The sequence below is a fragment of the Pseudomonas sp. P1_C12 genome, assembly GCF_056406435.1.
Genome location: NZ_JBFUAE010000004.1, coordinates 74,481 through 89,988 on the forward strand (window position 1 = coordinate 74,481; position 15,508 = coordinate 89,988).

At 59.0% G+C, this 15,508-nt stretch carries 9 protein-coding genes; 2 read left to right on the plus strand and 7 right to left on the minus strand.

Annotated elements, in window-relative coordinates:
- Window positions 1-122 precede the first annotated feature (122 nt).
- Entirely contained in the window at window positions 123-1,406 is a 1,284-nt protein-coding gene (locus AC1D19_RS07680; protein ID WP_477762855.1) for an aspartate aminotransferase family protein, read from the minus strand.
- 169 nt (window positions 1,407-1,575) lie between these two features.
- Here AC1D19_RS07680 and AC1D19_RS07685 point away from each other — a divergent pair, with 169 nt between their 5' ends.
- Window positions 1,576-2,505, plus strand: a complete 930-nt coding sequence (locus tag AC1D19_RS07685; protein WP_477762856.1) for a LysR family transcriptional regulator — start codon at window positions 1,576-1,578, stop codon at window positions 2,503-2,505.
- Window positions 2,506-2,732: 227 nt separating this feature from the next.
- On the opposite strand, the gene AC1D19_RS07690 is transcribed toward AC1D19_RS07685, so the two are convergent.
- From AC1D19_RS07690 to AC1D19_RS07705, 4 genes are all read right to left on the minus strand, one after another.
- Entirely contained in the window at window positions 2,733-4,511 is a 1,779-nt protein-coding gene (locus AC1D19_RS07690; protein ID WP_477762857.1) for an acyl-CoA dehydrogenase C-terminal domain-containing protein, read from the minus strand.
- 175 nt (window positions 4,512-4,686) lie between these two features.
- The gene (locus AC1D19_RS07695; protein WP_477762858.1) at window positions 4,687-6,483 is read right to left on the minus strand and encodes an acyl-CoA dehydrogenase C-terminal domain-containing protein; all 1,797 of its coding nucleotides are present in this window, start codon (window positions 6,481-6,483) and stop codon (window positions 4,687-4,689) included.
- Window positions 6,484-6,568: 85 nt separating this feature from the next.
- On the minus strand, window positions 6,569-7,843 hold the full coding sequence (locus AC1D19_RS07700) for a GGDEF domain-containing protein (RefSeq protein WP_477763140.1): 1,275 nt from the start codon (window positions 7,841-7,843) through the stop codon (window positions 6,569-6,571).
- Between the two features lie 170 nt (window positions 7,844-8,013).
- Window positions 8,014-10,140, minus strand: coding sequence for a cytochrome-c peroxidase (locus tag AC1D19_RS07705; protein ID WP_477762859.1), 2,127 nt, complete (start codon window positions 10,138-10,140; stop codon window positions 8,014-8,016).
- 1,108 nt (window positions 10,141-11,248) lie between these two features.
- Between AC1D19_RS07705 and AC1D19_RS07710 the strand changes: the two genes are divergently transcribed.
- A complete protein-coding gene (locus AC1D19_RS07710; protein ID WP_477753015.1) occupies window positions 11,249-13,036 on the plus strand; it encodes a hypothetical protein in 1,788 nt (595 codons plus the stop codon).
- A gap of 79 nt (window positions 13,037-13,115) precedes the next feature.
- Here the strand turns inward: AC1D19_RS07710 and AC1D19_RS07715 are convergent, their stop codons facing one another.
- Window positions 13,116-14,921, minus strand: coding sequence for a phenylacyl-CoA dehydrogenase (locus AC1D19_RS07715; protein ID WP_008051571.1), 1,806 nt, complete (start codon window positions 14,919-14,921; stop codon window positions 13,116-13,118).
- A 278-nt stretch (window positions 14,922-15,199) separates the two neighbouring features.
- On the minus strand, window positions 15,200-15,496 hold the full coding sequence (locus AC1D19_RS07720; RefSeq protein WP_477762860.1) for a pyrroloquinoline quinone biosynthesis protein PqqE: 297 nt from the start codon (window positions 15,494-15,496) through the stop codon (window positions 15,200-15,202).
- Window positions 15,497-15,508 lie beyond the last annotated feature (12 nt).

A 15,508-nucleotide genomic window follows, 5' to 3' on the forward strand; every position in this document is an offset into this window, starting at 1 on the left:
TCAAGCCGAGATTGCCTTTGGAAAAACCCGGCCACAAAAAAACGCCCCACGCCAAAAATGTCGGGCGTGAGGCGTGCGTATTACCGCGAGACGGTTCTGGAATGTGCGCAGGGCGCGTCGGATCAGACGGCAATCCCTTTGCGGCATTGCAATTGCGCGGTGCGTACTCGGGAGAAGGCGCGCGCCAGGCGCAGGAGCATTTCATCGATGTTGGCGTTGCTGACATTCAGCGCAGGGGTAAAGCGCAGGCAGTCGGGTTGTGGGGCATTGAGCAGCAAGCCTTCGTAGAGCGCGGCCTTGACCACCGCGTCAGCGGAATCGTCCGACAGCGTCAGCCCCCAAAGCAGCCCTTGTCCGCGCAACTCGCCGTGATCGTAACGATGGGCCAACCGCTCCAAGCCTTCACGCAGGTGTTGACCGGCTTCTGCGACGTGCTTGAGGAACGCCTTGTCCTGCACCGTATCGAGCACCGCAAGTCCCGCAGCGGTCATCAAGGCATTTCCATGATGAGTACCTGCCACCTCGCCAATGTCGAAACAGCAAGCCTTGCCCCGCGCCAGCAGCGCAGCCAATGGCACGCCGCCGCCCAACCCTTTGCCGAGCACGACGATATCCGCTGTTACACCGCAGGACTGTTCCGCGAGCAAGGTGCCACAACGACCAATGCCGGTTTGCACTTCGTCGAAGATCAGCAAAATGCCGAGTTCACGGCACAAGCGTTCGACGCCCTTGAGGTAGTGCGCGGTGGGCGGGATCACGCCGGCTTCGCTCTGGATCGGCTCGAGCATGATCGCAACGGTCCGTTCATCCACGGCCGCATGCAACGCTGGCAGATCATTGAATGGAACACGACTGAAGCCTGGCAATTGCGGCTCGAATCGGTTGGTCAGTGTCGAACTGTCCGACGCAGAAATCGTCCCCAGGCTGCGGCCATGGCAACCGTTGTTGGCCACAATAATTCGCGACGCACCGCCGCGATGCTGTTGACCCCATTTTCGCGCCAGTTTGATCGCTGCCTCACAGGCTTCGCTGCCGGTATTGAGCAGGTAGGCCTGATCACTGCCGGTGCTGGCACACAGGTGTTCGGCGAGGCTGAGCATACCGCGGTTGTACAGGCCGAAACCCGGGTTGATCAGCGACTGGGCCTGGGCAGTGATTGCATTGACCAGTACCGAGGGGCTGTGACCAAGGCTGTTGGCCCCGCCGCCCTGGGAAAAATCCAGATACGCACGGTCATCGCTGTCCCACAACCATGAACCCTGGCCACGCACAAACACCTGTTTCGGCCGCTCGACACTGGGCATCAAGTACTCGCTGGAAAGGTTATTGCCTAGGGATGGCAGGGAGGCGTCCATGACCAGATCATCAAGACTGGGAGGACTGCGGCGCAGACTGAACAGATTCATCTGACAAAACCTCTGATGAGGTTTTTTGCCTTACCTATGTAAACACCATCGAAGCAAAGGGTATTCATCGCGCTCTGTGGCCCTGTAAGCCCTGTGAGTGCGGTTAGACTAGGCTCAGGCGAGGCATTCAGCCATTTCGATTTCCCAGCATTTTCGATAAGTATTACTTATGGATTTCAAGCAACTGCGTTATTTCGTCGCGGTCTATGAAGAAGGCCACGTGGGCCGTGCCGCCGAGCGCCTGTCCATCTCCCAGCCGGCGCTGTCCCAGCAAATCCGCCACCTCGAACAAACCCTCGAGGTGAGCCTGTTCGAGCGCAGCAGCAAGCGCCTGTTGCCGACCCTCGCGGCCCACACGCTGTACAACCACGCATTGCCTTTGCTCGATGGCCTGCAACGGGCACGGGAAGCGCTCGGCAACTTCAAAGGTCAGGCGCTACGCACCCTGGCCATCGGCGTATTGCAGACCGTGCATACCAGCCTCGTTCCGCAGATGCTCGAGCGGGTGCGCAAGGCGCAGCCGCATCTGGTGGTGCAGATCTATGAACTGACCGGCCTGGAAATCGAGCGACGACTGCTCAACGGTTCTCTGGATATCGGCATCGGCTACCTGCCGCCCCGCCAGCCTGGCTTGCATGGCGTGATGCTGTACGAAGATGAACTGACCCTGGTCATCCCGGCAGAGCATCCGCTGCGTGAATTCAAGAAAGTGTCCATGAGTCAGGCCGCCGAACTGCCGATGTTGCTGCTGGGCGAGGAATTTCAGATCAGGCAGATCTGGCAGGCACAGCTGACAAGCCTCGGACGTCGCCCACAGGTGCAAGCCGAACTGAACAACATGGCCGGCATCCTCGACAGCCTGCCGCACACGCGCCTGGCGACGGTGCTGCCCGGACGCTCGCAAAAGACTCATGGCAACCACGAACTGCTGTGGAAACCCCTGAGCGAACCACGAGTGCCGCTGAAAGTCGGTTTGGTGTGCCGGGATGTGCAACGGCAGCAGGCCTCGCTGGCCTTGCTGCGGACATTGCTGGAAGAGGTGATAAACGGCCCGGATGGGCGCTTGAACAGCGCGCAGGCTCTGGATGGGCTGGGCTAGAAACTTTTCTTTGGGCAAAAGAAAACCCCGCCGAAGCGGGGCTTTGCAGACTGTTTCCCTGACATCCATTTCACTCCGCCGTCCTGGCAGAATCCTACGTGTCCCTGTTGTTGCTTTGCGCTTCCTGCGCTACGTCCATGAGAAGTAGATTAGCTGTGGATCCAATTTGTATCTATGGGAGAACAGCAGCACGTTATGTAAGAGAATGCTTACATAACGTTACTTCTTCAGAATTGTCCTGCATCCAGCAGGAACAACGATTCGCTACCGGCCTTCACCGACGCGCTCAACGAGTGAATGCGCGGCAGCAGTCGGGCAAAATAGAACCGCGCCGTGCCCAGTTTGCTGGCATAGAAATCGTCTTGCGCTTCCTTGCCGAAAGCCGCCTTGGCCATCAGAGCCCACATGTAGGCGTACGCCACGTAACCGAAAACCTGCAGATACTCGACCGACGCCGCGCCGATTTCGTTCGGATTGCTCTTCGCACGGTCAAGCAACCACGCGGTCAGTTCATCGAGGGTGGTCACTGCGTCGTTCAGCGGCTTGGTGAACTCGGCGAGGTCCGCGCTGGCGGTCGCCGTGAAGTGGCGAATCTCGTCGGCGAACAGGTTGTAGAACGCCCCGCCGCTACCCACGATCTTGCGCCCGACCAGGTCCAGCGCCTGAATGCCGTTGGTGCCTTCGTAGATCTGGGTGATGCGCACGTCACGCACCAGTTGCTCCTGGCCCCACTCACGGATGTAGCCGTGGCCGCCGAAAATCTGCTGACCGTGAACAGTGGTTTCCAGGCCGAGGTCGGTCAGGAACGCCTTGGCCACCGGGGTCAGCAACGCCACCAGGTCTTCCGCACGCTTGCGGGTGGTTGCATCTTCGCTGAACTTGGCGGTGTCCAGTTGCATCGCCACGTAGGTGGAGAACGCACGGCCCCCTTCGTTCGAGGCTTTCATGGTCAGCAGCATGCGACGCACGTCCGGGTGGACGATGATCGGGTCAGCCACTTTGTCCTTGTTCTGCGCGCCAGTTGGCGCACGGCTTTGCAGACGGTCACGGGCGTATTCCACGGCGTTCTGGTACGAACGCTCGCCAGTGGCCAGGCCCTGGATACCGACGCCCAGTCGCTCGTAGTTCATCATGGTGAACATCGCCGCCAGGCCTTTGTTTGGCTCGCCGACCAGGTAACCCACGGCTTCATCGAAGTTCATCACGCAGGTCGCGGACGCCTGGATGCCCATCTTGTGCTCGATCGAACCGCAATTCGCCGGGTTGCGCGCGCCCAGGCTGCCATCGGCATGGACCATGAACTTCGGCACCAGGAACAGTGAAATACCTTTCGGCCCCGCCGGTGCATCCGGCAGCTTGGCCAGTACCAGGTGGATGATGTTTTCGGTCAGGTCGTGTTCGCCACCGGTGATGAAGATCTTGGTGCCGCTGACCTTGTAGGAACCGTCGGCCTGAGGCTCGGCCTTGGTACGGATGATCCCAAGGTCTGTACCGGCGTGTGGCTCGGTCAGGCACATGGAACCGGCCCAGATACCGGCGTACATGTTCGGCAGGTACGCGGCTTTCAGCGCTTCGCTGGCGTGGGCATTGATCGACAGGCAAGCGCCGGCGGTCAGCATCGGGTACAGACCGAATGACAGGCTGGCGGAGTTGACCATTTCTTCGACCTGGGCCGAAACGGCTTTGGGCATGCCCATGCCGCCGTAGGACGGATCGCCACCGACACCGACCCAGCCGCCTTCAGCATAGGTCTGATAGGCCTGTGGGAAACCTGCTGGCGTGGTGACGGCACCGTCCGCCCAATGGCAACCTTCTTCGTCAGCGGCACGGCTCAGCGGTGCGATGCTTTTGCTGGTGACTTTGCCGGCTTCTTCCAGGATGGCTTCGACCGTTTCTGCATCGACGGTCTCAGCCAGTGCAGGCAGTTCGGCCCAGAGTTTGGCGACCTCGAAAACTTCATTGAGGACGAAGCGCATATCGCGCAGGGGCGCTTTGTAGTCAGCCATGGCAAACCTCGCAAGATCTATACAGGTGATTCACAGGAAGAGTGTTTTCGTTGGGTCGGAGTGTAACCCAACAACTTTTGCGACACATAGAGTCAACTCATGACCGTTTTGTTATTTTTAGTCACCAACAAAAAAGCCCGCGCAAGGCGAGCTTCTTTGTAACGGATTTATATGACTAAAGCGCAAACAACTCCGCCGGCAGTTGCATCAGGCAATCGCTACCCGCCTCTATGGCCGCCCGATGAGCGGCCGTGCGTGGCAACAGACGCTTGAAGTAAAACTCGCTGGTCGCCAGTTTGCCCCGGGAGAAGTCGCCATCGCCGCTGCCCGCATCGAGCTGCGCCTGAGCCACCAGCGCCATTCTCAACCACAGATAGCCGAGGATGATGTAACCGCTGTACATCAGGTAATCCACCGACGCGGCACCGACTTCGTCAGGGTTTTTCATCGCCGCCATGCCGACCCTGGTGGTCAATTCACCCCACTGCTGGTTCAGTTGATTGAGTTGCGCCACATACCCGGCCAGTTGTGGATGCTCGGCGTTCGCCGCGCAGAACTTATGGACGATTTTGGTGAAGCCGCGCAGCAGCTTGCCCTGGCTGCCGAGTACCTTGCGCCCGAGCAAGTCCAGCGCCTGAATGCCGTTGGTGCCCTCATAGATCGGCGCGATCCGGCAGTCGCGTACCAGTTGCTCCATGCCCCATTCGCGAATGAACCCGTGGCCGCCAAACACCTGCATGCCATGGTTGGTCACCTCCAGCCCGGTGTCGGTCATGAAGGCTTTGCAGATTGGTGTGAGAAAGGCCAGCAAGTCTTCGGCATCCTGACGCGCCGTTTCATCCGGGCTCAGGTGTGCAACGTCGAGCAACTGCGCGGTGAAGTAGGTCAGCGCGCGGTTGCCTTCGTTGAAGGCTTTCATGGTCAGTAACATCCGCCGCACATCAGGGTGCACGATGATCGGGTCGGCGGCTTTTCCCGGGGCTTTCGGGCCGGTCAGCGCGCGCATCTGCAAACGGTCGTTGGCGTATTTGATCGCGCCCTGGAAGCTCGCCTCCCCCAGACACAGCCCTTGCATGCCGGTACCCAGCCGCGCGTGGTTCATCATGGTGAACATGCAGTTGAGGCCCTTGTTCGGCTCGCCGATCAAGAAGCCCTTGGCCTCGTCGAAGTTCAGCACGCAGGTGGCCGAGGCCTTGATGCCCATTTTGTGTTCGATCGAGCCGCAGGATACGCCGTTGCGCTCGCCCGCTTCACCCGTCGCATCGGGCAGAAACTTGGGCACGATGAACAGTGAAATGCCCTTGGTACCGGCCGGGGCGTCCGGCAATTTGGCCAACACCAGGTGAATGATGTTGGCGCTCATGTCGTGCTCGCCGGCGGAGATGAAGATCTTGCTGCCGGAGATCGCATAACTGCCATCGGCCGCAGGCACGGCGCGGGTCTTGATGATGCCCAGGTCGGTGCCGCAATGGGCTTCGGTCAGGCACATGGTGCCGGTCCATTGGCCAGCGGTGAGCTTTTTCAAATAGGTCTGCTTTTGCGCCTCGGTGCCATGGGCGTGGATCGCCGACATCGCACCGTGGGTCAGGCCGGGGTACATGCCCCATGAGGTGTTGCTGGAACCCACCATCTCGCTGATCACCAGGCCCAGAGAGATCGGCAACCCTTGACCGCCGTAAAGCGGATCCGCCGCCAGGCCATGCCAGCCAGCTTCGACATATTGGGTGAAGGCCTGCTTGAAGCCCGCGGGGGTGGTGACCACGCCATTGTCGAAATGGCAGCCTTCTTCATCGCCACTGCGGTTGAGCGGCGACAGCACGTTTTCGCAGAACTTCGCCCCTTCTTCGAGGATCGCATTGACCATGTCCGGGCTGGCATCGGTGGCCCCCAGCGCGGCGTAGTTGCTGTGAAAGTCGAACACGTGGTCGATCAGAAAGCGCATGTCGCGCAAAGGAGCTTTGTACTCGGGCATGGTCATTCTCCGTCGGCAGATTTCTCCAACCTACTGCTGCCGACCCCGCCTCACAATCACCTTCCGCTCGCTGAATGCGCCATCATCACTCAACCGTAGCGGCGTCCATGCGCACCGCGCCACGGCGGTTCTGCCCGAACGCCATCACACAGTTGCGCCCGGCGCCCTTGGCGCTGTAGAGCGCCTGGTCAGCGGACTTGAGCACCTCTTCGGGGCTGCGTTGATCGATCCGTTCGGCAACGCCGATACTGACCGTCACCGACACACTCGACGCACCGGAACCGGCACGCCGCTGGCGCCCCTGATGATCGTCCTGCGGGCGACTTTCCTGATTGCGCAGCTGAATGTTGTAAGTGGCGATGGACTCGCGGATCACTTCCAGGTGCGGCATGCACTCTTCGAGGGTCTTGCCTGCAAACACCAGGGCAAATTCCTCGCCGCCATAGCGATACGCCTTGCCGCCACCGCCGATTTTCGACAGTTTGCTGGCCACCAGCCGTAGCACCTGGTCACCGACGTCGTGGCCGTGGGTGTCGTTGAATTTCTTGAAGTGGTCGACGTCGCTCATGGCCAACACGTAATTGCGCCCCAACCGTTGCATGCGTTCATTCAGCGCACGACGGCCCGGCAGTCCGGTCAGTTCGTCGCGGAAGGCCATTTGATAGGCTTCGTGGGCAACGGCGGCGGCGATCATCAGCATCACCTGGCTGCACATGATGTTCAGCGTGAACGGCAGGATGAAGGTTTTCGGCAACATCCAGAACAACCCGAGCAGCCCCACCAATTGCGCGGCATGCAGCGGTCGCGGGTTGCGCCAGTATTGCCAGGCCAGCAGCAGGAACGCAGCCATGAACACCGGATAGGACAACTGGATCAGGCTCATCCAGGCGCCATGCAAGGCAGGCCAGCGAATCTCCGACAGCCAGATCAGCAGCGCGTGTGGATAACTTTGCTCAAGCCCCAGCGCCACGCAGCCGACCGCCAGCAATACCGCGAAACGCGCAATCATGTCCTGGAACAGATGGGTACGTTCCTGCCACGCCGCGAACACGCCAAACAGCAGCGGCAGCAGCAGGCAACACAAATGAAAGACCACCGCGGCATCGTCACGCACCTTGCCGTTGTCGCGGTAATAGTCGGTCTGGGTGTCGAGCAGGAAGTAGGCGATGTACACCGTGACCATCAGAAACAGTTCACGCTGGCGTCGGTACACCGCGCAATAGGCCCCACCGAGCAACAACACCAGGGTGGGAAGCACGTTGAACAGCGAGGTGAAGAAGACGTTCAGATCCTTGATGTATGCAGCCGCAAGCCCCGCCAGCAACAGCAGTAATGACGGCAGGAAATGGCTGAAACGCATAGCGGAAGAACGCAGCAAGGGTAAAGCTCCGACCCGTCAGATCAATAGATGGCAATGTGCCCACCCCCTTTAACGGCAGAAAACCCGATTTGCTGAGTGAAATACTGAGGTATTTGTAAAAGGTCGTCACTGGCGTCCATCGGCCGCCAGTGACGCAAGGGGCAATACGGTTACAGGTCGTTGTTGAACGGTTGCAGCGGCCCTTCCAGCGCTGTGCGACCTTCCGCACCGATCGGTCTGAGCTCGATTTCGGCATCCTTCGCTTGCCGGGTAGTAATCTTCGGACTCGCCGGTTTTTGCCCGACGGAATTTTCATCACCCTTTTCACCCTGTGCCAGCACCAGCGACGGATGGTCAAACGGCGCCCGTTCCCACGCGACCCGTGGATCGGTCAGCCCGACTTCCATGAACTTGACCAGTGCATCCACTTCATCCGGGGCCAGGCTCAGACGGGTGATGTCCGGATCAAGATTGGAGCCGTTGTGCTGATTGACCGCCGGATGCTCAAAGCCGCTGGTGTTGCTGGCATCTTCGCCACGCCGGTCGCCGCCGCGGTTGTAGAACTCCATCACCTGTTGCAGCGTTGCGCGACTGCCGTTGTGGAAATACGGCCCGGTCAACGCGATATTGCGCAAGGTCGGTGTCTTGAAGGCGCCATCGACCGCATCGCGGAAACCGACATTGGGCTTGAGCGTCGCGTCACAAGGGATGGCCGGGCTCAAAGGCGCTTCGAAGGTGCACACATCGACTTCCAGTGGGTCAGGGATCTGGCCGCCCTGGAGTACGGTGTTGTACTCACGGGTGAAAGACAACGGATTGCCCCACGCATCCGAGCCACCGAGCGCCAGGTCCTCCGACGTTGGACGCACCCCGGTGTTGTAGAAGCCGTTGTCATACAGCGTGATCAGGTTGTCGGCCATGACCATGCGTTCGATCCGTTCCTGAGGATGGAACAGCAAACGGCTGCCGGCGTTGGTCAATTCCGCGCCGCCGTGGCAACTGATGCACTTACCCTTGCCCAGGAAAAGTTCCATGCCTTGGACCTGCTGGTTATTCATGGCTGTGTGATCGCCCTGTAAATAGGCATCCAGCGGCGCCTGGTCCGAGATCAGCGTGGATTCATACATCTGGATCGCCAGCCCGAAGAACAGCGGGAAGTTCGCCTCCATCTGGGTGTATGGCGCACCGCCCAGCGAGACCTGCTGCGTGGCATTCCACAGGCGCGGCTGGAACGCGTTCTTGATCAGTTCACGGTAGGTCGGCCGATGACCACCGGATATCGGCCCGAGTACCGAATCGGTGGACGAGATCCGTTGCTGCTTGAGCATCAAGGTGTCGAGCATGCGCCGGCCGATGTCGGCGAAGGTACGCCCGCCACAGGACATTTCCACCGGGCTGCCGGGAGGCCCTACCGCTTGCGAGGCGGCGGAAGCATCCTTGAGCGCCAGCCTGACTTTGGTCGCCACGCCACTGCGATCGCTGGTCACGAAAATCCCGGCGTCAGGGTCGCGATTGCCGAACGGTGAGAAACCGTTGAATACGTTGTTGGCCCGGCCATCCCAGAAGTTGCGCACGTTGAACGCAGCGTTGATCACCGTCGGTGCGTTACGCCCGGTGCTACGGCGAACATTGATACCGCCCACCTGGAAGATACCGTCTGGTTGCTGAATGCACTTGTCGAACCGCGACTGATTGGGCTTGACGAAGTTGGCGTCGAACACGCCTTGGGAGCCGATCACATCATCGCTTGAATAGACAATCGCCGAGTTGCGATCCAGCGGATCGGTCAGCACGTGGGTCGGGAAGTCGCTTTTCTTCAGCAGGTAGTTCGGGCCGCCCTTGCCACCGGACCTGGTGGTGTAGCTCGGCACGTCGCCCGGAATATCCGACGCGGTAAACGGCTTGTTGAAGATCGACGAGACGTTCGCGTTGGTATTCGCCTGGCCCGGGTTGATCTGGTTGGTGGTGCGATGATCGACACCCGCGTGGAAGTGGCAGGATGCGCAAGCGGTGGAGCCGTCACTGCCGATCTCCATGTCCCAGAACAATGCCTTGCCCAGGAGCACTGCCGCCGAGCGATTGAGCACGTAGTCGGTCATCAGGTCGACCTTGCGCCCGCCTTCGGTTCCTGAAGGGTCGGGAGGCATCATGCCGCGCAGTGACTGCAGACTGGGCACGTCCGGCACGACCGGGTCTGCGGCCCAGACGCTCATGACGGGCAGGCCAATGGCGAAGAGTGTCATCACCATTGCACGGGGCAAGCCGGTGGTTCGAAAGATGCTCAAATACTTAAACATGACGACGTTCCCGATTCAGTACGGAGTAGTCAGGCTCCGCGGTTGCCCTGTTGCGAGATGAGCTCATCGCCATGAATCTTGCTGCTCGCTCGAGTATCCACATCAACTTTAAGCTGCATGGAAAATGCGAGACCTAACTGGCAAAGCACTCTCGTGGCTCAGGCCTTTTTAAAGAATGATATTTGGCACTACTGGGTAGCGCTTGATGCAACTCTAGCCGCAACAAAATATTTCAACATGAAATTTTCAATACTTTTCATTTAAGTCAAATCAAGAAGCCCTACTATCAACAGCAATTGCGCACTATTCCTCAGTTCTGGTTAAACTTCACCCCATTATTGGGTGCCTTTCCCCAAACAGCCCGCATCAGGTGATCACCAACGATCTCTAAAAGCCAGCATTTAAAGGGCATCACGCCACCAGACTGCGTTTCTTGAAGATGGCAGAGTATTTGCTAATCCAAACACCCCGGTGTAAGCGGCACTTTAAAAAACACCTGTAAACCGCATCGCCAGCCAATAGAAACATCCATCAAACCTATAAAATCCATTCGTGCGCAAGTTGCACTGCGCCAGCTATTGCCTTTTTTATTTATACCTCTCACACAAGAATATTTTCTCGCCACCCTCTTCAACATCCCTCTTGCACACCTACGACCTTAGTAGTATTTAATAGATAACACTTCTCAACTACCACTAACAGAGACACACCCACTAAAACTTTTCACAGCACTCCAAACTTGGGTACATATCCCCACCTACTTCGGCGTTAACCACATAACATATAACTATGTGTATACCACCGACATCAGCGCAGCCCGCATTTTAGCTGGCTAACAAGCGACTGAACCAATCAGGCACGACTACTGCTATGTACCCCTCAGGCTCAAGGAAATGTCTCTCGCGTTTGCGTTCGTAACCGGCCAACGCAACGCAGGTGAAAGCATCCGAACGGCAAGTGACGACAGTACACAGGCACTTATCCCGCCGGATCGAGCCCCAATTCGACACTCACGGCTTTACGTTTTTCTTGCGCAGGATTCAGCGCATCAGCAGATCCGCGATCTCGATCGGCCGGCAATTGGTCCTGCAAGATTCTGGAGTGAGCCATGAGCTTATCTTTGTTCGAAAAAACGCTCGCCATACCGCTGCTGCCTCACAAGCGATTCAACGGCATCTTCAGTCGCCATGCTCTGCTCGCCAGTGCCGTCGCTGTCGCACTGGCCATTGGTGGTGGTGGAGATGCATTTGCCAAAAACGGAGCTGGCGGTGGCGGTGGCGGTGGTGGCGGCGGCGGGACTGCCAAGCCCCCGGGTTTGCCCTCGCCGTTCACGACACCCACACTGCCCGATCCGATTTTTACAAACCCGACTGCGATTCATGGGTTTGACGTTACCGGTTTTATCCAAAACATGACCCTGGACACCACCAATGCGAATTGCCCCAATACCAGCGACCCGGGCCGCTTTGGGGGGACCGTCCAGTTGAACGGCGTCACGATTGTTGTCCCTTGCAACACCGTTATGCAGATGCCGGCCAATACCCTGACCTGGGCCGACTTTGTCAGGGGTGGAACGCTGGCGCTCGGAAAATCACCGGCAGCCTACCCCTCGTTCGAGATCCATGTGGTGGGTAATACTGTCTCCAACAAGCAAATTGCCGGGCTGATCTTTGTCTCCCAGCAATCAGTCAATGCGGGCAGCGGTGTCATCACCCGGATCGACTACACCAACGGCAACCTCGAAGTTGACAGCGGGAACCCGACGCAACCCACGATCATTCAGATCAACGATCCGACTGGACGTTTTGGCCGTGCCCAAAGCCCCGACCCACGCTTCTCCGTCGATGATGCCAACCCGACCATCCATGCCGCCACCGGCTACCCGATGTGCGTGCCGCGCACGATTTCCGGGGACGATGCGCTCTGCCCACAGAAAAACCGACCACAAGTGGTTACCCCGACCACGACCAACAACTGCCGCAACTTCAGCCAGGCCGGCGTCACGCCTCCGGCCAGTGGAGAGCTCTCGGGTCCAGCGGTGGGGCAGGTCTATTGCAGCCAGTACGTCATGAAGAGATTCAGCGATGCTACACGCACGGCGACGGACCCCGACCCGACACAACAGGCCCCCTTCGAAGTCGGCGACTTCATCAGCTGGTCCGGTACTCTGTTCAAGTCAGCAACAACGGGCCTCCCGGACTTCATCTCTGCACACACGATCGAGGCGAATGTCGGGATCTACACTCAGCCTGGTTCGCAGCCCAGCTACCTGGCTATCGGGGAATTTGGCATTGGTACGGCCGACCCGGCCGCAACGGCCATCAGCGGAGTAGCCCAGGAGACGCAGGACCGGATTTTCCTTGAAGCCTCGACCACCGACATCAAGACCCCGGTTGACATCTATCTGATAGATGTCAATCCATCGACGGGTGTGCAAACCAATCGCTGGATTACACCCTATGAGATGACGGGTGAATGCAACTCTGGGCTGGGCCTTGCGGCCAGTTGCCTGGGAGCCTCGGGCGGTATTACCACACAGAACACGGGCCCTCAGCCACAACGCGCCAGATTACGCGCGACCAAAGCGCCCACCGGGCTACTTAGCCAGCCGACACGTACCTTGCGCGTCGTTGCGCGGTCACTTTGCGTTCCACAGCTAAGCTTGTCCCAGCCCGGCGTGGACAGTTGCATCCAGAACGCGGGCAGGCTGACCGTCGCCAATGGACTGATTGCCGGACAGTATGTGGCGCCGGTGTTCGAGTTCATCTTTCCGGAAGGCGTCAAGCCTGGCGATCCCGTCGTCCCGAACGACTTCTGGCACCTGCCGTTCATACGTAACGGAGAAGGCGTGGGCACCCCGACTGGCGTCGGCCCTCTGGACCCGACGCCATGGTGAGCAAGGCCTGACCACAGCGCAAAAAAAAACCGCCGCTCCCGGAGGAAACGGCGGTTTTTTTGAAGGACTGCGGTTGGACTTAGTAGCCCAGGTCGAAGTTCTCTTCTTTCATGTCCATCAGGTTGTTGGCGCCCGACAGCATGGTTGCGACGTGAGTGCGGGTACGCGGCAGGATGCGCTGGAAGTAGAAGCGCGCTGTCTGCAGCTTGGCGGTGTAGAACGCCTCTTCGGAAGTGCCGGCAGCCAGTTTCTCGGCAGCCAGGCGCGCCATGTCAGCCCAGAAGTAGGCCAGGCAGGCGTAACCGGAGTACATCAGGTAGTCCACGGAGGCCGCGCCGACTTCTTCACGATCTTTCATGGCGGCCATGCCGACCTTCATGGTCAGTTCGCCCCATTCCTTGTTCAGTGCAGCCAGCGGAGCGACGAACTCTTGAACCGCTTCGTTGCCTTCGTTGGTCTGGCAGAACTTGTGGACGATCTTGGTGAAGCCCTTCAGAGCCTCTCCTTGGGTCATCAGCACTTTTCGGCCCAGCAGGTCGAGAGCCTGGATACCAGTGGTGCCTTCGTACAGCATCGAGATGCGGCTGTCGCGGACGTTCTGCTCCATGCCCCACTCGGCGATGAAGCCGTGGCCGCCGTAGATCTGCACGCCGTGGTTGGCCGATTCGAAACCGACTTCGGTCATGAAGGCTTTGGCGATTGGCGTCATGAAAGCCAGCAGTGCGTCGGCTTTCTTCTTCTCTTCCTCGTCCACACCGTACTTGACGATGTCGACTTGCTTGGCGGTGAAGTAAACCATCGCACGGTTGCCTTCGGCGAATGCCTTCATGGTCAACAGCATGCGGCGCACGTCAGGGTGGACGATGATCGGGTCAGCGGCTTTGTCCGGTGCTTTCGGGCCAGTCAGCGAGCGCATTTGCAGACGGTCGCGAGCGTATTTCAGGCCGCCCTGGAAACCCACTTCAGCGTGGGCCAGACCTTGCAGTGCGGTACCCAGACGTGCGGTGTTCATGAAGGTGAACATGCAGTTCAGGCCTTTGTTCGCCGGGCCGATCAGAAAACCGGTGGCACCGTCGAAGTTCATCACGCAGGTGGCGTTGCCGTGAATGCCCATCTTGTGTTCCAGGGAACCGCAAGACACAGCATTACGCGCGCCAACCGAGCCATCGGCGTTCGGCATGAACTTCGGCACGATAAACAGGGAGATGCCTTTGGTCCCGGCCGGTGCATCCGGCAGGCGGGCCAGTACGATGTGGACGATGTTATCGGCCATGTCGTGTTCACCGGCTGAGATGAAGATCTTGGTGCCGGAGACTTTGTAGGAACCGTCGGCCTGAGGCTCGGCCTTGGTGCGCAGCATGCCAAGGTCGGTGCCGCAGTGCGGCTCGGTCAGGCACATCGTGCCGGTCCACTCGCCGGAAACCAGCTTGGTCAGGTAAGCCTCTTGCTGCTCAGGGGTACCGTGCTCGGAGATGGTGTTCATCGCACCGTGCGACAGGCCTGGGTACATGCCCCACGACCAGTTGGACTCGCCAACCATTTCGCTGATCGCCAGACCCAGGGACTCCGGCAGGCCTTGGCCGCCGTGCTCTACGTCATGAGCCAGGCTCGGCCAGCCACCTTCGACGAATTGCTTGTAGGCTTCCTTGAAGCCAGTCGGGGTCTTGACGCCGGACTCGCTCCAGGTGCAACCCTCGATGTCGCCCACACGGTTCAGCGGAGCCAGTACCTGCTCACAAAACTTGGCGCCTTCCTCGAGAATGGCGTCAACCATGTCCGGAGTTGCGTCGGCACAAGCCGGAAGGCTCTGATAGTGCGCTTCGTAGCCGAGCAGCTCGTCACGAACGAAGCGAATATCACGCAAGGGGGCCTTGTAGTCAGGCATAGCGATAAACCTCTGCTGATGTAACCGGGAATGAACGACCGCATTGATTTGTTGTTGCGATCAAACAGTTGTTTGAAACATACGTTTACGCCCAAATCTTGTCAAGCGTCGATCTTTTGCCGTTCGTCATCGCAGGTTTGGACACACAGGCACACGACAACGCAGCCGCGCTTTCGAAGCAGCCCGCCACACTGAAAAGATTAGTTGAGCAAGAAAGACTTACGCAGAAAAACGCCGCGAACAGGCGCGGCGCTGGAGGGTGCGGACTCTTTAAAGAATCAAGCGTAGGTATCGATCAACGTCCCGAGCACTTCGTCGGCTGCCTTGGCGACTTTCACGCCCAGCTCTGCCTGAATCTTGCCTTGGGCCATTTCGACCACGTTGCTGCTCAGGTCCGATTGCTGGCTGCGATCAACCGATCGCAGACGATCGACCTGCGCCTCGGAGGACTGGCTGGTGACCGATCGCTCGATCGTCATGTTGGCGATCTGCCCGGCGGCTTGATCGACACGGTTCTGCCCTGCCTGAAGGGTGCTCAGACCGGCATAAAAAGCGGTGTTTCCTGAGATTTCCATGGGAAAACTCGT

Excerpts from the sequence above, each read along its gene's own strand:
- AC1D19_RS07680 (WP_477762855.1), bottom strand. The coding sequence starts at position 1,406 with ATGAATCTGTTCAGTCTGCGCCGCAGTCCTCCCAGTCTTGATGATCTG.
- AC1D19_RS07710 (WP_477753015.1), top strand. The coding sequence starts at position 11,249 with ATGAGCTTATCTTTGTTCGAAAAAACGCTCGCCATACCGCTGCTGCCT.
- AC1D19_RS07720 (WP_477762860.1), bottom strand. The coding sequence starts at position 15,496 with ATGGAAATCTCAGGAAACACCGCTTTTTATGCCGGTCTGAGCACCCTT.
- AC1D19_RS07700 (WP_477763140.1), bottom strand. The coding sequence starts at position 7,843 with ATGCGTTTCAGCCATTTCCTGCCGTCATTACTGCTGTTGCTGGCGGGG.
- AC1D19_RS07685 (WP_477762856.1), top strand. The coding sequence starts at position 1,576 with ATGGATTTCAAGCAACTGCGTTATTTCGTCGCGGTCTATGAAGAAGGC.
- AC1D19_RS07705 (WP_477762859.1), bottom strand. The coding sequence starts at position 10,140 with ATGTTTAAGTATTTGAGCATCTTTCGAACCACCGGCTTGCCCCGTGCA.
- AC1D19_RS07695 (WP_477762858.1), bottom strand. The coding sequence starts at position 6,483 with ATGCCCGAGTACAAAGCTCCTTTGCGCGACATGCGCTTTCTGATCGAC.
- AC1D19_RS07715 (WP_008051571.1), bottom strand. The coding sequence starts at position 14,921 with ATGCCTGACTACAAGGCCCCCTTGCGTGATATTCGCTTCGTTCGTGAC.
- AC1D19_RS07690 (WP_477762857.1), bottom strand. The coding sequence starts at position 4,511 with ATGGCTGACTACAAAGCGCCCCTGCGCGATATGCGCTTCGTCCTCAAT.